The organism is Pseudomonas sp. MIS38 (assembly GCF_019891575.1).
Classification (GTDB): Bacteria; Pseudomonadota; Gammaproteobacteria; order Pseudomonadales; family Pseudomonadaceae; genus Aquipseudomonas; species Aquipseudomonas putida_A.
Genome location: NZ_JAFLXF010000029.1, coordinates 57,309 through 74,540 on the forward strand (window position 1 = coordinate 57,309; position 17,232 = coordinate 74,540).

Annotated in this window: 19 protein-coding genes; 16 read left to right on the forward strand and 3 right to left on the reverse strand. The window is 62.0% G+C overall.

The features are described from left to right. From cobO to J1G18_RS25620, 14 genes are all read left to right on the forward strand, one after another. Positions 1-612, forward strand: a complete 612-nt coding sequence (gene cobO / locus J1G18_RS25560) for a cob(I)yrinic acid a,c-diamide adenosyltransferase (protein ID WP_223009062.1) — start codon at positions 1-3, stop codon at positions 610-612. Then, a complete protein-coding gene (locus tag J1G18_RS25565) occupies positions 609-1,991 on the forward strand; it encodes a cobyrinate a,c-diamide synthase (protein WP_223009065.1) in 1,383 nt (460 codons plus the stop codon). Before cobO ends, J1G18_RS25565 begins: the two co-directional genes overlap by 4 nt. After that, on the forward strand, positions 1,988-2,638 hold the full coding sequence (gene bluB, locus J1G18_RS25570; RefSeq protein WP_098967883.1) for a 5,6-dimethylbenzimidazole synthase: 651 nt from the start codon (positions 1,988-1,990) through the stop codon (positions 2,636-2,638). Before J1G18_RS25565 ends, bluB begins: the two co-directional genes overlap by 4 nt. Beyond that, positions 2,635-3,543, forward strand: a complete 909-nt coding sequence (cbiB, locus tag J1G18_RS25575) for an adenosylcobinamide-phosphate synthase CbiB (protein ID WP_134785789.1) — start codon at positions 2,635-2,637, stop codon at positions 3,541-3,543. Before bluB ends, cbiB begins: the two co-directional genes overlap by 4 nt. Then, positions 3,536-4,528, forward strand: coding sequence for a threonine-phosphate decarboxylase CobD (gene cobD / locus J1G18_RS25580; protein WP_098967885.1), 993 nt, complete (start codon positions 3,536-3,538; stop codon positions 4,526-4,528). The genes cbiB and cobD overlap by 8 nt, the downstream gene beginning before the upstream one ends. Then, positions 4,525-5,976 (forward strand): cobyric acid synthase, encoded by a 1,452-nt coding sequence (locus J1G18_RS25585; RefSeq protein WP_223009067.1) that lies wholly within the window; start codon positions 4,525-4,527, stop codon positions 5,974-5,976. The genes cobD and J1G18_RS25585 overlap by 4 nt, the downstream gene beginning before the upstream one ends. A gap of 227 nt (positions 5,977-6,203) precedes the next feature. Next, a complete protein-coding gene (gene cobU / locus J1G18_RS25590; RefSeq protein ID WP_223009070.1) occupies positions 6,204-6,725 on the forward strand; it encodes a bifunctional adenosylcobinamide kinase/adenosylcobinamide-phosphate guanylyltransferase in 522 nt (173 codons plus the stop codon). After that, positions 6,722-7,777 carry a nicotinate-nucleotide--dimethylbenzimidazole phosphoribosyltransferase gene (gene cobT / locus J1G18_RS25595; protein WP_223009072.1) on the forward strand — a complete coding sequence of 352 codons (1,056 nt, stop codon included), beginning with the start codon at positions 6,722-6,724 and terminating at the stop codon, positions 7,775-7,777. Before cobU ends, cobT begins: the two co-directional genes overlap by 4 nt. Beyond that, positions 7,774-8,349: an alpha-ribazole phosphatase family protein gene (gene cobC, locus J1G18_RS25600; protein ID WP_098967889.1), complete on the forward strand. Its 576-nt coding sequence runs from the start codon at positions 7,774-7,776 to the stop codon at positions 8,347-8,349. Before cobT ends, cobC begins: the two co-directional genes overlap by 4 nt. Position 8,350: 1 nt before the next feature. Further along, the gene (locus J1G18_RS25605) at positions 8,351-9,082 is read left to right on the forward strand and encodes an adenosylcobinamide-GDP ribazoletransferase (protein ID WP_098967890.1); all 732 of its coding nucleotides are present in this window, start codon (positions 8,351-8,353) and stop codon (positions 9,080-9,082) included. Positions 9,083-9,255: 173 nt separating this feature from the next. After that, positions 9,256-9,660 (forward strand): MarR family winged helix-turn-helix transcriptional regulator, encoded by a 405-nt coding sequence (locus J1G18_RS25610; RefSeq protein ID WP_007950413.1) that lies wholly within the window; start codon positions 9,256-9,258, stop codon positions 9,658-9,660. Positions 9,661-9,713: 53 nt separating this feature from the next. Continuing rightward, positions 9,714-10,922, forward strand: coding sequence for an MFS transporter (locus J1G18_RS25615; RefSeq protein ID WP_098967891.1), 1,209 nt, complete (start codon positions 9,714-9,716; stop codon positions 10,920-10,922). Further along, complete coding sequence (locus tag J1G18_RS28150; protein ID WP_256616859.1) at positions 10,919-11,044, forward strand: hypothetical protein; 126 nt, start codon at positions 10,919-10,921, stop codon at positions 11,042-11,044. The genes J1G18_RS25615 and J1G18_RS28150 overlap by 4 nt, the downstream gene beginning before the upstream one ends. A 52-nt stretch (positions 11,045-11,096) precedes the next feature. Next, positions 11,097-11,654, forward strand: a complete 558-nt coding sequence (locus J1G18_RS25620) for a glutathione peroxidase (protein ID WP_003223074.1) — start codon at positions 11,097-11,099, stop codon at positions 11,652-11,654. A 202-nt stretch (positions 11,655-11,856) separates the two neighbouring features. Here J1G18_RS25620 and J1G18_RS25625 read toward each other — a convergent pair whose 3' ends face one another. The 3 genes from J1G18_RS25625 to J1G18_RS25635 all read right to left on the reverse strand — a co-directional run bounded on the left by J1G18_RS25625 (position 11,857) and on the right by J1G18_RS25635 (position 14,256). Next, positions 11,857-13,128: an OmpP1/FadL family transporter gene (locus J1G18_RS25625; RefSeq protein ID WP_098967892.1), complete on the reverse strand. Its 1,272-nt coding sequence runs from the start codon at positions 13,126-13,128 to the stop codon at positions 11,857-11,859. Positions 13,129-13,274: 146 nt separating this feature from the next. Beyond that, positions 13,275-13,757, reverse strand: coding sequence for a hypothetical protein (locus tag J1G18_RS25630; RefSeq protein WP_096797718.1), 483 nt, complete (start codon positions 13,755-13,757; stop codon positions 13,275-13,277). A gap of 274 nt (positions 13,758-14,031) precedes the next feature. Then, positions 14,032-14,256 (reverse strand): hypothetical protein, encoded by a 225-nt coding sequence (locus J1G18_RS25635; RefSeq protein ID WP_007962908.1) that lies wholly within the window; start codon positions 14,254-14,256, stop codon positions 14,032-14,034. Between the two features lie 1,009 nt (positions 14,257-15,265). On the opposite strand from J1G18_RS25635, the gene J1G18_RS25640 reads away from it, so the two are divergent. Beyond that, the gene (locus J1G18_RS25640; protein WP_081730279.1) at positions 15,266-15,589 is read left to right on the forward strand and encodes a sel1 repeat family protein; all 324 of its coding nucleotides are present in this window, start codon (positions 15,266-15,268) and stop codon (positions 15,587-15,589) included. Positions 15,590-15,764: 175 nt separating this feature from the next. Beyond that, positions 15,765-17,129, forward strand: a complete 1,365-nt coding sequence (gene rmuC / locus J1G18_RS25645; protein ID WP_223009083.1) for a DNA recombination protein RmuC — start codon at positions 15,765-15,767, stop codon at positions 17,127-17,129. Positions 17,130-17,232: the final 103 nt, after the last annotated feature.

Below are 17,232 nucleotides of genomic sequence, written 5' to 3' on the forward strand. Positions count from 1 at the left end.
ATGACCGATTCCCCCGAGCGCGACGAACGCCATCTGGCGCGTATGCAGCGCAAAAAAGCCGTGATCGACGAACGCATCGCCAATTCGCCTGACGAATGCGGTCTGGTGCTGGTGCTCACCGGCAATGGCAAAGGCAAAAGCAGCTCGGCGTTCGGCATGCTCGCCCGCGCCATGGGCCACGGCATGCAGTGCGGCGTGGTGCAGTTCATCAAAGGCCGCAACAGCACGGGCGAAGAACTGTTCTTCCGCCGTTTCCCCGAGCAAGTGCGCTTTCACGTGATGGGCGAGGGCTTCACCTGGGAAACCCAGGATCGCCAGCGTGACATCGCCGCCGCCGAAGCCGCGTGGGAAGTGTCCCACGAGCTGCTGCGTGATCCGTCGATCGGCCTGGTGGTGCTGGACGAACTGAACATCGCCCTCAAGCACGGCTACCTCGATCTGGATCGAGTGCTCAGTGACTTGCAGGCGCGTCCGCCGATGCAACACGTGATCGTCACCGGTCGCGCGGCCAAGCCGGAAATGATCGAGATGGGCGATACCGTTACCGAAATGGGCATGCTCAAACACGCCTTCCAGGCCGGCATCAAAGCGCAGAAAGGCGTCGAACTTTGAATCAACCACGTCACTGCCCGGCGGTACTGATTGCCGCGCCGGCCTCCGGTCAGGGCAAGACCACCGTCACCGCCGCGCTCGCTCGCTTACATCGTAACCAAGGGCGCAAGGTGCGCGTGTTCAAGTGCGGCCCGGACTTCCTCGACCCGATGATTCTCGAGCGCGCCAGCGGTGCGCCGGTGTATCAACTGGACATGTGGATGGTCGGCGAGCAGGAAAGCCGCCGTCTGTTATGGGAAGCCGCCGCCGAAGCCGATCTGATCCTGATCGAAGGTGTGATGGGCCTGTTCGACGGCACGCCGTCCAGCGCCGATCTGGCGCGGCATTTCGGCGTGCCGGTACTCGGCGTGATCGACGGCACCGCCATGGCCCAGACCTTCGGCGCATTGGCGTTGGGGCTGGCGCGTTACCAGCCGGATTTGCCTTTTGCCGGCGTGCTGGCCAACCGTGTCGGCACTTTGCGTCATGCGCAATTGCTCGAAGGCAGCCTCACCGAAGGTTTGCGCTGGTACGGCGCGCTGTCCCGCGAGACCGGGATCGAGTTGCCGAGCCGCCATCTCGGCCTGGTGCAGGCCAGTGAACTGAATGACCTCGACCTGCGTCTCGACGCCGCCGCCGAAGCGCTGGCCAGCAGTTGCGAGGTAGCGCTGCCACCGGCCGTGGAGTTCGCCGCGCCTGAAATGATCAACGCTGAACCGCTGCTCGACGGCGTGCGCATTGCTGTCGCTCGCGATGAGGCCTTTGCCTTCACCTACGGCGCCAGTCTCGACCTGCTACGGGCGATGGGCGCCGAGTTGAGTTTCTTCTCGCCGATCCGCGATACGCAATTGCCCGAGACCGACAGTCTGTATCTGCCCGGCGGTTATCCGGAATTGCACCATGTCGCGCTATCGCAAAACGTGGCAATGCTCGATGCAATCCGTGCGCACCACGCCGCTGGCAAACCACTGCTCGCCGAGTGCGGCGGCATGCTCTATCTGCTCGACGCGTTGACCGATGTCGACGGCACCCGCGCCGAACTGGTCGGGCTGCTGCGCGGTGAGGCGGTGATGCAAAAACGTCTGGCGGCACTGGCACTGCAAGCGGTGGATCTGCCAGAGGGCTCGCTGCGTGGGCATACCTATCACCATTCCCTGACCAGCACCGAACTGACCCCGATTGCCCGGGGCATCAGCCCGAATGGCGGGCGCGGGGCCGAGGCGGTTTATCGGGAAGGGCGGATGACGGCGTCGTACGTGCATTTCTACTTTCCGTCGAATCCGACTGCGATTGCCGCATTATTTGCGCCAGACCTCAAGGCCGCCTTCGCGAGCAAGCTCGCTCCCACATTGGATCACCTAACCCCTGTGGGAGCGGGCTTGCTCGCGAAGAGGCCATGAGCGACAACGCATACACTGAGGCCGAGCGCACAGCGGTCTATAAAGCCATCGCCGAACGCCGCGACATGCGCCACTTCACCGGCGGCACGGTCGAGCCGGAGCTGCTGCGCCGTCTGCTGGAAGCCGCGCATCAGGCGCCCAGCGTCGGTCTGATGCAGCCATGGCGTTTCATCCGCATCAGCGATCGCGCCTTGCGCGGGCAGATCCAGAACCTCGTCGAAGAAGAACGCATCCGCACCGCTGAAGCCCTCGGCGAGCGCAGCGATGAGTTCATGAAGCTCAAGGTCGAAGGCATCAACGACTGCGCCGAAGTGCTGGTGGCGGCGCTGATGGACGATCGTGAAAAACACATTTTCGGCCGTCGCACGCTGCCGGAAATGGACATGGCCTCGCTGTCCTGCGCGATTCAGAATCTGTGGCTGGCGTCCCGTGCCGAAGGACTGGGCATGGGCTGGGTGTCGCTGTTCGAACCGCAGGCACTGGCCGATCTGCTGCAGTTGCCGGCCGGGGCCAAGCCGTTGGCGGTGTTGTGCCTGGGGCCGGTCAAGGCATTCTATCCGGCGCCGATGCTGGTACTCGAAGGGTGGGCGCAGGCGCGGCCGCTCAATGAGTTGCTGTACGAAAATTATTGGGGAGTGAGTCAATGAGTGTGGCGTTGTTGAGTGTCGCCGCGGTCGCGCTGGATGCGCTGCTGGGTGAACCGAAACGCTGGCATCCGCTGGTGGCGTTCGGCAATTTTGCCGGACGCATCGAGCGCCGTTTCAATGCAGGCGGGCGCGGCTGGCGCAGTCACGGGGTCACCGCGTGGGTGATCGCGGTGCTGCCGCTGACCTTGCTCGCCACCGCGTTTTCCTGGGCACCGTACGTGGGCTGGATCGTCGAGATTCTGGCGCTGTATTGCGCCCTCGGCATGCGCAGCCTCGGTGAGCATGTCGCGCCGGTAGCCGCCGCCTTGCGCGCCGATGATCTGGAAGAAGCGCGCAAGCGTGTTGGCTATCTGGTCAGCCGCCAGACCAGCGAACTGGACAGCACCGCTGTTGCGCGCGCGGCCACCGAGTCGGTACTGGAGAACGGCAGTGACGCGGTGTTCGCCGCGCTGTTCTGGTTTGTCGTGGCCGGCGCGCCGGGCGTGGTGCTCTATCGCCTGAGCAATACGCTCGACGCGATGTGGGGCTATCGCAACGAACGCTTCGAGCGCTTCGGCTGGTGCGCGGCAAAAATCGACGACGTGCTCAACTATATTCCGGCCCGGCTGGTGGCGCTGACCTACGCGCTGCTGGGCAACACTCGGCTCGCCTGGAAATGCTGGCGCAGCCAGGGCCCGCAATGGGACAGCCCGAATGCCGGTCCGGTGATGGCGGCCGGTGCCGGTGCATTGAATGTCGAACTGGGCGGGCCGGCGATCTATCACGGCGAACTGCATGAGCGTCCGCAACTGGGCGAAGGTGCGCCGGCCGATGCCGATTCGATTGATCGCGGCTGGCAATTGGTCCAGCGCGGGGTATGGTTATGGCTGCTGATTCTCTGCGTGGGGGCTGAATTCTATGCTTGAGCACGGTGGCCGGCTGCGCAAGGCTGCACTCGATTACGGGATTGCCGAGGCCGACTGGCTCGACTTATCCAGCGGCCTCGCGCCGTGGCCGTTTGCGGTGCCGGAGATTCCGCTGCGCGCCTGGGCACGCTTGCCGGAAACCGACGACGGGCTGGAACAGGCCGCGTGTGATTACTACGGCGCTTCGCAGGTGCTGCCGGTGGCCGGTTCGCAGATGGCGATCCAATTGCTGCCGCGTTTGCGCCGCGCCGGCAAGGTCGGTGTGTTGTCGCCGTGTTATGCCGAGCACGCCGAAGCCTGGCGTCGCAGTGGTTACATCGTGCGCGAAGTGCTGGAGCAGGAAGTCGAGTTCTTTCTCGACAGCCTCGACGTGCTGGTGGTGGTCAATCCGAACAACCCCACGGGTCTGAGCCTGACCCCGGCGCGGCTGCTCGACTGGCACGCTCGGCTGGCCCAGCGTGGCGGCTGGCTGGTGGTCGATGAAGCGTTCATGGATAACACACCGCAGCTGAGTCTGGCGTCGCATACCCATCAAGTTGGCCTGATCGTGTTGCGCTCGTTCGGCAAGTTTTTCGGTCTGGCGGGGGTGCGTCTGGGCTTTGTGCTGGCCGAGCGCAAACTGCTCAGATTACTCGCGGAACAGGTCGGGCCCTGGGCGGTCAGCGGGCCGACGCGGGTGCTCGGTCAGGCTTGCCTGCAAGACACCGAAGCGCACACCCGGCAACGCATTCGCAGCGATGAAGCCAGTGAGCGCCTCGCGTTGTTGCTGGAGCGCTATGGCTTCAAACCTCAGGGCGGTTGCGCGTTGTTTCAGTGGCTGATCACCGAGCACGCGCCTGCGCTGCACGAGTTCATGGCCCGACGCGGCATCCTCCTGCGCATCTTCACCCATAACAGCAGCCTGCGTTTTGGCCTGCCTGCCAACGCCGCTGAAGAAGCGCGTCTCGAACAGGCGCTGCAAGCCTTTGCCAAGGAATCGAAATGACCACGCTGATGGTGCAAGGCACCACGTCCGACGCCGGTAAAAGCACGCTGGTGACGGCGCTGTGCCGCTGGGCCACCCGTCAGGGCGTGGCGGTGGTGCCGTTCAAACCGCAGAACATGGCGCTCAACAGCGCGGTGACCGCCGACGGCGGCGAGATCGGCCGGGCTCAAGCGGTGCAGGCGCAAGCCGCGCATCTCGAACCGCACACCGACATGAACCCGGTGTTGCTCAAGCCCAACAGCGACACCGGCGCGCAGGTAATCATCCATGGCCGCGCGGTCACCAGCATGAACGCGGTGGCGTATCACGACTACAAAGCCATCGCCATGCAAGCGGTGCTCGCGTCGCACCAGCGGCTCAGCGCGGCGTATCCGCTGGTGATGGTCGAAGGCGCTGGCTCGCCGGCCGAGATCAATCTCCGTGCCGGGGACATTGCCAACATGGGCTTTGCCGAAGCGGTGGATTGCCCGGTGCTGCTGATCGCCGACATCAATCGCGGCGGCGTTTTTGCGCATCTGGTCGGCACGCTGGAGTTGCTTTCGCCGAGCGAACAGGCACGGGTCAAAGGTTTCATCATCAATCGTTTTCGCGGTGACATCGCCTTGCTGCAACCGGGCCTCGACTGGCTGGAACAGCGCACCGGCAAACCGGTGGTGGGCGTGCTGCCGTACGTGATGGATCTGCACCTGGAAGCCGAGGACGGCATCGACCAGCGCCAGACCGACAAGGCCGAGCAAGTGCTGAAAGTGGTGGTGCCGGTGCTGCCGCGCATCAGCAATCACACTGACTTTGATCCGCTGCGTTTGCATCCGCAGGTCGATCTGCAATTCATCGGCTCGGGGCAGGCGATCCCTGCCGCCGACCTGATCATCCTGCCCGGCTCGAAAAGCGTGCGCAGCGACCTCGCGTATCTGCGCGCCAACGGCTGGGACGCGGCGATTAATCGGCACTTGCGCTATGGCGGCAAGTTGCTAGGGATCTGCGGCGGTCTGCAAATGCTCGGCGAGCAAGTGCACGATCCGCTGGGCCTCGAAGGCGCGCCGGGTTCCAGTGCCGGCCTCGGTTTGCTGGCGTTCGAAACCGCGCTGGAAGCCGAGAAGCAGTTGCGCAATGTCCGTGGGCATCTGGCGCTGGAAAACGCCGAGGTCAGTGGCTATGAAATCCATGCGGGCGTGACGCTGGGGCCGGCGCTGGAGAACGCGGCGGTGCATCTGGATGACGGTCGTTGCGACGGCGCGCAGAGTCTGGACGGGCAGGTGTTCGGCACTTATCTGCACGGCTTGTTTGAATCACCGCAAGCCAGTGCCGCGTTGCTGCGCTGGGCCGGGTTGAGCGATGTGCAGGAGGTGGATTACCACGGCTTGCGCGAGCGCGATATCGAGCGGTTGGCGGATCTGGTGGAGCAGCATCTGGATACCGGGCTGCTGCGTCAGCTCTGCGGGATTTAGGCTGGCTGTTACGGCCTCTTCGCGAGCAGGCTCGCTCCCACTTTGGAACGCATTCCCATGTGGGAGCGGGCTTGCTCGCGAAGGGGCCGGTGCCTCAATACATAAATGACAGGACATCTCCATCCTCCACAGGGGAGTGAGGTGTTTCAGCCACTGCGGTCACTGTGGGAGCGGGCTTGCCCGCGAAGAGGGCGATTGCCTCAACACATAATTTTCAGGATGTCCCCATGCTCCAACTGATCCTCGGCGGCGCCCGCTCCGGCAAAAGTCGCCTGGCGGAAAAACTCGCCAGCGACAGCCATCTGGCGGTCACTTACATCGCCACCAGCCAGCCGCTGGACGGTGAGATGAACGAACGCGTCGCCCATCACCGCGCCCGGCGTCCGGCCGAATGGGCGTTGATCGAAGAACCGCTGGAGCTGGCCCGCGTCCTGCGTGAAAACGCCAGTGCCGAGCGTTGCCTGCTGGTCGACTGCCTGACCCTGTGGCTGACCAATCAGCTGATGCTCGATGACGCCGCGCGTCTCGCCGCTGAACGTGAAGCCCTGCTGAACTGCCTGGCGTCATTGCCGGGGGAAATCATTTTTGTCAGCAACGAGACCGGAATGGGTGTCGTGCCGCTGGGCGAATTGACTCGCCGCTACGTCGATGAAGCCGGTTGGCTGCATCAAGCTCTGGCCGAGCGTTGTCAGCGAGTCGTCCTGACCGTCGCCGGCCTGCCCCTGACCCTGAAAGGACCTGCGTTATGACCCAAGCGTGGTGGTTGAACCCGTGCCAATCCGTGAATGCCGATATCGTTGAACAGGCGGCGGCGCGCCAACAGCAACTGACCAAACCGGCTGGCTCCCTCGGTCGCCTCGAAACCGTGGCGGTGCAACTGGCCGGATTGCAGGGGCAGATCAAACCGACGCTCGACCAAGTCTGGATCGCAATTTTTGCCGGCGATCATGGGGTGGTCGCGGAAGGCGTTTCCGCGTTCCCGCAGGAAGTCACCGGGCAGATGTTGCTCAACTTCGTCAGCGGCGGCGCGGCGATCAGCGTGCTGGCGCGGCAGCTCGATGCACAGCTGGAAGTGGTCGATCTGGGCACCGTGACACCGACGTTGAATCTGCCGGGCGTGCGTCATCTGAACATCGGCCCGGGCACGGCGAATTTCGCCAAGGGCGCGGCGATGACCCAGGCACAGGGCGAACTCGCCTTGCAGGCCGGTCGCGACAGCGTGCTGCGCGCCAAAGCCGTTGGTTCAGAGTTGTTCATCGGTGGCGAAATGGGCATCGGCAACACCACTGCCGCCAGTGCGCTGGCGTGTGCCTTGCTCGATTGCCCGGTGGTGCACCTGACCGGTCCCGGTACCGGGTTGAATGCCGAGGGCGTCAGCCATAAAGCGCAAGTGATCGAGCGCGCACTGGCGCTGCACGCAGCACAGCGCGGCGATGCGCTGCAAACCCTGTTCAACCTCGGCGGGTTTGAAATCGCCGCACTGGTCGGCGCGTACCTGGCCTGTGCGCAGGAAGGCGTCGCGGTGCTGGTCGACGGCTTTATCTGCACGGTCGCCGCGTTGGTCGCGGTGCGGCTGAATCCGGCCTGCCGCGAGTGGCTGCTGTTCGGTCATCGTGGGGCCGAGCCGGGCCATCGCCATGTGCTGGAAACACTTAACGCCGAACCGTTGCTGGAGCTCGGCCTGCGTCTGGGCGAGGGCAGCGGCGCGGCATTGGCCGTGCCGCTGTTGCGTCTGGCCTGTGACCTTCACGGGCAGATGGCGACGTTCGCCGAAGCCGCGGTGGCGGATCGTCCGGCATGACCTTGCGTCTGGACCTGCTGCGCCACGGTGAGACTGAGCTGGGCGGCGGTTTGCGCGGCAGTCTCGATGATGCGCTCACCGAAAAGGGCTGGGCACAGATGCGTGCCGCGGTGCTGGTGGGCGGGCCGTGGGACCGGCTGATCAGTTCGCCGCTGCAGCGTTGCGCGCGGTTCGCTGCAGAGCTGGGCGAACAACTGAATCTGCCGGTGCAGTTGGACAAGGATCTGCAGGAACTGCACTTCGGTGCCTGGGAAGGCCAGAGCGCAGCGGCGTTGATGGAGACTGATGCCGAAGCGCTGGGGCTGTTCTGGGCTGATCCCTATGCCTTCACCCCGCCGCAGGGTGAGCCGGTCAGCGATTTTGCGGCTCGCGTGCTGGGCGCGGTTGCGCGGTTGCATCAGGCCAATGCCGGTGAACGCGTTTTGTTGATCAGTCATGGCGGCGTGATGCGTCTGTTGCTGGCGCAGGCGCGAGGTTTGCCGCGTGAGCAGTTGCTCAATGTCGAAGTCGCGCATGCTTCATTGTTTTCCCTGACCGTTGAAGCCGATGGTTCGCTCAAGGAAGGTCACTGAGATGCTGCCACTGTGGATCGCCCTGCAATTTCTCAGTAGTTTGCCGATTCGTCTGCCGGGGATGCCGGAGCCGCAACAGCTCGGGCGTTCGCTGTTGTTTTATCCGCTGGTGGGGTTGCTGTTCGGAGGGATCCTCTGGGCATTCAACCTGGCGTTGGCCGGCGCACCGTTGTTGCTGCATGCGGCGCTGTTGCTGACGGTGTGGGTGCTGCTCAGCGGCGCGCTGCACCTCGACGGACTGGCCGACAGCGCCGATGCCTGGCTTGGCGGTTTCGGTGATCGCGAGCGCACGCTGACGATCATGAAGGATCCGCGCAGCGGGCCGATTGCCGTGGTGACGCTGGTGTTGGTGTTGCTGCTGAAGTTCTGCGCGTTGCTGGCGCTGGTCGAGCAGGGGGATGCGGTGATGTTGATCATCGTGCCGTTGCTGGGGCGGGCGGCGCTGCTGGGGCTGTTTCTGACCACGCCGTATGTGCGCGCGGGTGGGTTGGGGCAGGCGTTGGCTGATCATTTGCCGCGTAGAGCTGGTTGGTGGGTGCTCGGGGCGAGTGTGCTGGCGTGTTTGCTGATTGCCGGGGTGAAAGCGATTGTTGCGCTGGTTGTCGCGTTCGTCGGGTTTGTCTGGCTGCGGCGGGTGATGGTGCGGCGGTTGGGCGGGACTACGGGCGATACGGCGGGGGCGTTGCTGGAATTGCTGGAGATGGTGGTGTTGGTTGGGGTGGTGTTGGTCTGAGCCATATATGTAACCGTGCTGGCCCCTTCGCGAGCAAGCTCGCTCCCACATTTGGAATGCATTCCCCTGTGGGAGCGGGCTTGCTCGCGAAGGCGACCCGTCAGGCGCCGGAAATGTTCTTGAATCACTACATGTAACTTGATTTAACACAGTCGCGGGTATATACACGCATCATGCTTCCTTCTCAGTGTTTGTGCACCAACCTGCGTCGCGCCGCTCGTGGCGTCAGCAGGCATTACGACGGCGCTCTCGACGGCTTCGGGATCAACGTTGCCCAGTATTCTTTGCTGTGCAACCTGCAGCGTCTGGATCAACCGAGCATCTCGGAACTGGCCGAAGCCATGGGTCTGGATCGCAGCACCCTGGGGCGCAACCTGCGGGTGCTCGAAGGCGAGGGCCTGGTGGCGCTGGCCGAGGGCGAGGACATGCGCAATCGCATCGTCCGGCTCACCGAAACCGGTGCACAACGCCTCGCGGCGGCGCTGCCGGCCTGGGAAGCGGCGCAACAGCGATTGATCGATCGTCTGGGCGCCGAGAAGCGTGAAACCTTGCTGCGACTGTTGGATGAACTGGCCTGAAGGCCGGTTTTTCCGGTTTTAAGCGGGTATATACCCGCGAACGGAGAATAACAATGACATCGATGTGGCGTACGTGCGGTTGGGTGTTGCTGGGAAGTGCGCTGATTCTGGCGTTGTCATTGGGCGTGCGGCACGGCTTCGGTCTGTTCCTGTCGCCGATGAGTGCGCAGTTCGGCTGGGGGCGCGAAGTGTTTGCCTTCGCCATCGCCTTGCAGAACCTGATCTGGGGTCTGGCGCAGCCGTTCACTGGCGCCCTGGCTGACCGTTTCGGTGCGGCGAAAGTGGTGCTGGTCGGCGGCGTGCTGTATGCCGGGGGCCTGGTGTGCATGGGGCTGTCCGATTCGGCGCTGACCCTGTCGCTGAGTGCCGGTCTGTTGATCGGTATCGGTCTGTCCGGTACGTCGTTCTCGGTGATTCTCGGCGTGGTCGGTCGTGCGGTGCCGCCGGAAAAACGTAGCATGGGCATGGGCATCGCCAGTGCTGCCGGTTCGTTCGGCCAGTTTGCGATGTTGCCGGGCACGCTGGGTTTGATCGGCTGGCTCGGCTGGTCGGCGGCGCTGTTGGTACTCGGTTTGCTGGTGGCGCTGATCGTGCCGTTGGTGAGCATGCTCAAGGACAAGCCGCTGCCGGTGTTCGGTCATGAGCAGACCCTGTCTGAAGCGCTACGCGAAGCCTGCTCGCATTCCGGGTTCTGGTTACTGGCGTTCGGATTTTTCGTCTGCGGCTTCCAAGTGGTGTTCATTGGCGTGCATCTGCCGGCCTATCTGGTTGATCAGCATCTGCCGGCAACCGTCGGCACCACAGTGCTGGCGCTGATCGGGCTGTTCAATATCTTCGGTACTTACACCGCCGGCTGGCTCGGCGGGCGCATGTCCAAGCCGCGTCTGCTGACGGCGTTGTATCTGCTGCGTGCGGTGGTGATCGTGCTGTTTCTGTGGCTGCCGGTGACGACGACCTCGGCGTACCTGTTCGGCATGGCCATGGGCTTCCTCTGGCTGTCGACGGTGCCGTTGACCAACGGCACGGTGGCGACCTTGTTTGGCGTGCGTAACCTGTCCATGCTCGGCGGTATCGTGTTCCTCTTTCATCAACTCGGCTCGTTCCTCGGCGGCTGGCTGGGTGGGGTGGTGTATGACCGTACCGGGAGTTATGACTTGATCTGGCAAGTGGCGATTCTCTTGAGCCTGCTGGCGGCTGCGCTGAACTGGCCGGTGCGCGAGCGTCCGGTGGCGCGTCTGCAACCGGCTGTCGGCGCCGTATGAAGCGTTCCTGGCCGCGAATCGCCTTCATCGCACTCGGCGCGCTGTTGCTGGCGCTGGTGTGGTGGGGCTGGCATCAGGGCGGGCTGGCGTTGATGCAGTTGGGCATGGGTGCTTGCTTGTAGGCTTGGAGGGCGAGTAACGTCGATGTCTGATAACCGCATCAAGGATGCCGACATGTTCATGCGCTGGTGTGCTGTACCCGCGTTGCTGATGGCGTTGACCGGACTGGCCCAGGCCGCTGACTGTCCGGAGGCGCTGCAAGGTTCGTTGCCCAAGTTGCGCGCCAAGGAATCCGTCGATCTGTGCCAGCGCTACGCCGGCAAGCCGCTGGTGGTGGTCAATACCGCCAGTTTCTGTGGCTTCGCCCCACAGTTCGAGGGCCTCGAAGCGCTCAATCAGCACTACAAGGCGCAAGGCCTGGAAATGCTCGGCGTACCGTCCAATGACTTCAAGCAGGAGTCCAAGGACAGCGCCGAAACCGCCAAGGTCTGCTACGCCAATTACGGCGTGACCTTCACCATGACCGAGCCGCAGAAAGTCCGTGGCGACGATGCTACTCACCTGTTCAAGGTGCTGGCCGAGCAGAGCAGCGCGCCGAAGTGGAATTTCTACAAGTACGTGATTGATCGTCAGGGCAAGGTGATCGCGAATTTCTCCAGTCTGACCAAACCGGATGATCCGGAGTTTATTGCGGCGGTTGAAAAGGCCATCGCCTCAAAACCGCTCAACTGATAACACACGCTTTTTGTGGGAGCGGGCTTGCTCGCGAAGGCTGCGGATCATTCAGCACTTGTTCTGGATGTCAGACCGCATTCGCGAGCCAGCCCGCTCCCACATTTGATCTGTGGTATTTGAATAGGCACAAAAAAGCCCCGCTTTCTGTAAAGAGAGCGGGGCTTTTCTGTGGGCGAGGGTTTAGCCTCGCCGTGCAGCATCAGAAGCGGTAAGTAGCGCCAACACCGAAACCGTTTGCCGAGTTTTCATACTTGGCATCGTAGGTCTGGCCACGATCGTTCTGGTTGTGGATCTTGACCGACTCTTCCTTCAGGTACGAGTAAGCCACGTCGATGGTCAGGTCTTCGGTCGGGCTCCAGCCGGCACCGATGCTGAAGATCGTGCGGTCGCCAGTAGGAATGCGTGGCGAACGGTCGACGTTGTTGGTCGGCGACTGATCGAAGGTCAGACCGGTACGCAGTACCCATTCCTTGTTCAGTTGGTACGAAGTACCCACGGCGTAAGCCCAGGAGTCGTGCCAGTTCTGGTCTTCGGTGATCTCGCCAAACTGACCGGCCAGCAGCGGCTGTACGCCCGAGTTTTCAACGGTGATCTTCTTCAACTGGCTCCAGCGGGTCCAGGTCGAACCGGCATAGACGTTCCAGCGGTCGTTGATCGCTTGAGTAACCGAGAAGTCCACGGATTCAGGTGTGGTGATCTTCAGCGAAGCGTCGTACTTCTGGCTGGCGCCCAGACCGACTGCAGCCAGTGCGCCGTAGTTGACCTTGGTGTTGCCTTCGAGCTTGTAGTCGACTTTCGAGTGGTAGGTCAGACCCAGGCGAGTGGTGTCGGTGGCCTGTACCAGTACGCCGATGTTGTAGCCCAGCGCGGTGTCGTCACCCTTGATCTTGACCTTGCCGTCCGGCGCCAGCTGAGTCACCGAGAGGTTGGACTCGAGGGTGCCGTCGATGCGGTTGATGGTCGGGCCGAAACCGATCGACACCACGTCGTTGAACTTGTAGCTGACGGTCGGCTGGAAGGTGATGACCTGGACTTCGGACTTGCTGCCGAAGTAACGGCCGCCAAAGCCTTTTTCGTAGTCGGTAATCAGACCGAACGGCACGTACACGCCGAGGCCGAATGCCCAATGCTCATCGATCGGTTTGACGTAGAAGCCCATAGGTACGGAGGTGAAGGGCACCATGTCGCCTTTGTTGCTGCCGCCGTTAGGGCTGGAGCTGGCGTCGCTGATATCGGTCTTGGCATCGAGGAATGCAACACCGCCGGTGACTTGTTCGCGCGTGATGCGCGACATGCCGGCAGGGTTGCCATAAACAGTGCTTGCGTCGTCGGCAGAAGAGGATCGCCCAGCGTAACCAGTGCCCATCCCGCTGATGCTGTGTTCGTTGATGGCAAAGCCAGCTGCGAAGATCTGGGTGGATGCCATGGTAACGGCGAGGCTAAGGGTGGTTTTGAGCATGACTTTTTTCATTATTAGAACTCCTGGTGATCACCGGGGCGAAAATTACCAACATTTTCGTCCCAGCGCTATAGTCCGTATGGCTTGAGTTAGAGCGGTTTTGTAGGACAATCCGACCAGATTCGCGACCTGTTGAGCGATCTTCTGAAACTCGCCAGTCAACACGCGACCTGATTCACCGGTGAAACACAGGTTTGCCAGGCGTAGGTGAAGTCGCGCAGACGACCTTGCGGCTGGAAGGTCTGACGCCAGATTCGCGCCATGCCCAGCAGATCGTCCGGGGCGGGGAGGGTGGTGTGTTGTTCTTCTACCAGCAGCCAGGCGATGGCGGTGGCGTAACGCAGGTTGACGGTCAATTCCAGGTGCGGGCCGCTCAAAAAAGCATGTTGGCTGGCGAGGCCGCGAACCAGGCTCGCACGCTCCGGATCGAGTGCCAGATAGTGATCCCAAAGGGCCTGGTGGCGGTGCTCGGCAATCCGGTAGAGGCCGTGGCCACGGCGGTCATGCAGGGCGGAACCGAGGGCGGACTGGCTGGCGGCAATGCCCAGCAGCAGGGATTCGGCAGTTGCGCAGTGGCGTCCCAGATAAATCAGTGTGGGACGGATCACATAGCGGCACAGTTCGCTGGCAGCGATACCCATAAAACCCTCGGATCTTGTAATTGGGCGGCGATACCTGAAGGGGCCTTGGCAGCGGTGGATCGACTCAGGCTCGCCGAAAGCGGATCAAGCCGCTTGAGTTGAAGTGTAGTGTCATATTCGCGACGTAAAGGCCTGTTTTTAAAATATTTCCGGCAGCGAGCCACAGGCGTTATATCCGAAGGTGCTTAGGCCTGAAGGGCTAAAAGCGAAATATCGGGCAATAAAAAACCCCGCATTTTGTGCGGGGCTTTTGCTTTTGCAGCCTTTTCGGCTCTCAGGCAATCAATGCCTGACGCGTACGATCAATAATGGCCTGCAGCGGTTCGGCGCTGGAGTATTGATCGGGGTACAGACGCTCGCTGTGGCGAGCGATCCCGTGTTCATTGACCACGGTGAAGCTGAAGCAGCCTTTGCGAGCGGCCATGATCAGGCAGTTCATTGGGGCAAAAGCGTTGGTTAGGGTGCGAATGGCATCCTGAGTCTGGATTTGAGTAGACATAGTTATTAGGTGTTCCTACAAATGACACGGATAAGAACCGTGCAACGTTAAAACGTTCCAGTAATGTCGACCACCATTGGTCGAACAAAGAACCCGACTGGAACAAAGCAGCCAGTTTGAAGCGCTGATAAGTTGGCGCGCTTGGGCTGGCAGGTAGGTACTTAGGAGGACAGGCAACACATCGAGGGCAAAGGTTCTGGGCCCGGGGTGAAGATCCTGATCAATTTGCAGGCTGGTTCGGTCAGAGTAAGTGGTCTTCGCAACACCCTTTGCATTCATTCAAAGGCAGTGTCGGCGCAAGATTTACCTGGAAACCATCGAGGGGTCGTTCCCGCTTTTTTCGGTGAAGGGCTTCTGGGAAGAAGATTGACCGTGGGGATGTGTTCGACCGGAATTGACTTTCAGCTTGGTACTAACGCCGCGGATAGTAACGGAACGTCCTGGGCAATGCAAACCCGGCGGCAAAAAAAGATTTCGGTCGGTGGCGCGGATCACGGGGGACCGGGCTGGCCCCTTCGCGAGCAGGCTCGCTCCCACAGGAGAACGGGGCCGATTGTAGGAGCGAGCCTGCTCGCGAGAAACCATCCGTCGCCACAAAAGCGTGCAGCCATGCCCAGCGCCAACCCGCTTATCCCCAGTCCGAGGCGCAAAACGGGCCAAAAAAGCGCATCGATATAACCGGGTAACAGGTACTTGTGCACATTAGTTGCGCAGACGGTAACCTTGCTGTCATATCAATCCTGACCCCGATGGCTGCCTGTATCAAAAGTTTAAGTCAATGAAAAATATCGTCTTTTTTTGTTGGTGAAAAAATCGTCAGTTTGACTGCGAGCCCCATTCCACAAGGCTTTGCGGAGGTTCGGGAGCGGTTGTCCACTGAGTTATCCACAGCTTCTGTGGATTGTCCCTAGCGCTTGCTCTAGGACGGGCGTGCCGGGTTTTTTTCGACTTTACCTGTACGAAAAAGAGAGTAGAGTGGCGCGCCTTCCGATCTGTCCCACAGTGTTTTATGAAGTTTCGCTCAGTATCAGACTCTGTTACCTCCGAACACCCTCGTGTTACCCCTCCCAAGCGATTTTCCGTGCGTGTGGCCGAATGGCTGCTCGACAGCCCGCGCCTGGGCGATAGCCGTAATGCCAAGCATCTGGCGGGGCGTCTGCTCAAGCAACCGGCGCGCGAAGGCGTGGTCGCCGCGCAAAGTCGTCTCGGCCAATTGATGTGCCGCGAGTGCGGCAATGCCCGTGATCGGCGCATCGGGCAGGATCTGCTGCGCCAGGCCGCCCGCGCTGGCGACCGTCGTGCACAACGGGAACTCGGTCTGCTCGAAGACTGAGCTGTCCAACGCCCCACGCCTTGGTTAACCTTCAGGCTTTATCGAATCGGCAGGAGTGGCTATGGCTATGGACTTGACCAGCGTGTTGCTGGGTCTGGCGGGCGCGGGATTGCCGCTGCTGGCGCTGGCCTGGCAACTGCAACGGCGGGCCAGTGATCGGCAAGCCGAGGTCGCCTTGCTCGAAGAGCGTCTGGCCATGGCGCAACTGGCGCAGGACGGGCTCAACGCCCAAATTGAAGCCAGCCGCGATGAAATCGTCGACCTCGGCCAGGCCAATGCCGCCAAACAGGCGGAGCTGGCGGCCCTGCGCCGCGAAGTCGAGCTGCTGCAGATCGAGCGCGATGATGCCCGTGACGCTTCCCACGCCTGGAACATCGAGCGTGCCAACAAAGAGGCCGAATTGCGGCGTCTCGACGCACAGGCCGCGTCGCTCAACGCCGAACTGCGCGAGCAACAGGAAAGCCATCAACAACGCCTCAACGACCTGCAAGGCTCGCGCGATGAGCTGCGCGCGCAATTCGCCGAGCTGGCAGGGAAGATCTTCGATGAACGTGAACAGCGTTTTGCCGAGACCAGTCAACAGCGCCTCGGGCAGTTGCTCGATCCGCTGAAAGAACGCATCCAATCCTTCGAAAAACGCGTGGAAGAAAGCTATCAGGCCGAAGCCCGCGAACGCTTCTCGCTGGCCAAGGAGCTGGAGCGTCTGCAAGCGCTGAATCTGCGCCTGAGCGACGAAGCGACCAACCTGACCCGCGCCCTCAAAGGCCAGAAGACCCAGGGCAACTGGGGTGAGCTGATTCTTGAGCGGGTGCTGGAACACGCGGGTCTGGAGAAGGGCCGCGAGTACCAGACTCAGGTCAACCTCAAGGGGCCGGACGGCGAGCGCTTCCAGCCGGATGTGATCATTTACCTGCCGGGCGACAAGCAGGTGGTGGTCGACTCCAAGGTCAGCCTCACGGCGTATCAGCAGTACGTAGCCGCCGAAGACGACACCCTCGGCCAGATCGCGATCAAGCAGCACGTGCTGTCTCTGCGCAGTCACGTCAAGGGCCTCGCCGGCAAGGATTACAAGCGTCTGGAAGGCCTGCACAGCCTCGATTTCGTCTTGCTGTTCGTGCCGATCGAAGCGGCGTTTTCTGCCGCCCTGCAAGCCGAGCCGGCGCTGTTCCAGGAAGCGTTCGACCGCAACATCGTGATCGTCAGTCCGACCACGTTGTTGGCGACGTTACGGGTGATCGACAGCCTGTGGAAGCAGGAGCGGCAAAGCCAGAACGCGCGGGAAATCGCCGAGCGTGCCGGCTGGCTGTACGACAAGTTCGTGCTGTTCATTCAGGATCTGGACGAAGTCGGCAATCGCCTGCAACAGCTGGACAAGGCCTACAGCTCGGCGCGCAACAAACTCACGGAAGGGCGCGGCAACCTGGTCAGCCGCAGTGAGCAGCTCAAATTGCTCGGCGCGCGGGCCAGCAAGAGCCTGCCGGCGGATCTGCTGGAGCGGGCGATGACCGATGTCGATGGGCTGGTCGAGCTCCCGGAATAACCCGAAGAGCTTCGCGAGCAGGCTCGCTCCCACAGTGAAATGCATTCCAAAGGTGGGAGCGGGCTTGCTCGCGAAGGCGTCAGCGGTAGCGCTGCAACACTCA

Coding starts and splice junctions, on each gene's coding strand:
- cobO (WP_223009062.1), top strand. CDS start 1: ATGACCGATTCCCCCGAGCGCGACGAACGCCATCTGGCGCGTATGCAG.
- bluB (WP_098967883.1), top strand. CDS start 1,988: ATGAGCGACAACGCATACACTGAGGCCGAGCGCACAGCGGTCTATAAA.
- cbiB (WP_134785789.1), top strand. CDS start 2,635: ATGAGTGTGGCGTTGTTGAGTGTCGCCGCGGTCGCGCTGGATGCGCTG.
- cobD (WP_098967885.1), top strand. CDS start 3,536: ATGCTTGAGCACGGTGGCCGGCTGCGCAAGGCTGCACTCGATTACGGG.
- J1G18_RS25585 (WP_223009067.1), top strand. CDS start 4,525: ATGACCACGCTGATGGTGCAAGGCACCACGTCCGACGCCGGTAAAAGC.
- cobU (WP_223009070.1), top strand. CDS start 6,204: ATGCTCCAACTGATCCTCGGCGGCGCCCGCTCCGGCAAAAGTCGCCTG.
- cobT (WP_223009072.1), top strand. CDS start 6,722: ATGACCCAAGCGTGGTGGTTGAACCCGTGCCAATCCGTGAATGCCGAT.
- cobC (WP_098967889.1), top strand. CDS start 7,774: ATGACCTTGCGTCTGGACCTGCTGCGCCACGGTGAGACTGAGCTGGGC.
- J1G18_RS25605 (WP_098967890.1), top strand. CDS start 8,351: ATGCTGCCACTGTGGATCGCCCTGCAATTTCTCAGTAGTTTGCCGATT.
- J1G18_RS25610 (WP_007950413.1), top strand. CDS start 9,256: ATGCTTCCTTCTCAGTGTTTGTGCACCAACCTGCGTCGCGCCGCTCGT.
- J1G18_RS25615 (WP_098967891.1), top strand. CDS start 9,714: ATGACATCGATGTGGCGTACGTGCGGTTGGGTGTTGCTGGGAAGTGCG.
- J1G18_RS28150 (WP_256616859.1), top strand. CDS start 10,919: ATGAAGCGTTCCTGGCCGCGAATCGCCTTCATCGCACTCGGCGCGCTG.
- J1G18_RS25620 (WP_003223074.1), top strand. CDS start 11,097: ATGTTCATGCGCTGGTGTGCTGTACCCGCGTTGCTGATGGCGTTGACC.
- J1G18_RS25625 (WP_098967892.1), bottom strand. CDS start 13,128: ATGAAAAAAGTCATGCTCAAAACCACCCTTAGCCTCGCCGTTACCATG.
- J1G18_RS25630 (WP_096797718.1), bottom strand. CDS start 13,757: ATGGGTATCGCTGCCAGCGAACTGTGCCGCTATGTGATCCGTCCCACA.
- J1G18_RS25635 (WP_007962908.1), bottom strand. CDS start 14,256: ATGTCTACTCAAATCCAGACTCAGGATGCCATTCGCACCCTAACCAAC.
- J1G18_RS25640 (WP_081730279.1), top strand. CDS start 15,266: ATGAAGTTTCGCTCAGTATCAGACTCTGTTACCTCCGAACACCCTCGT.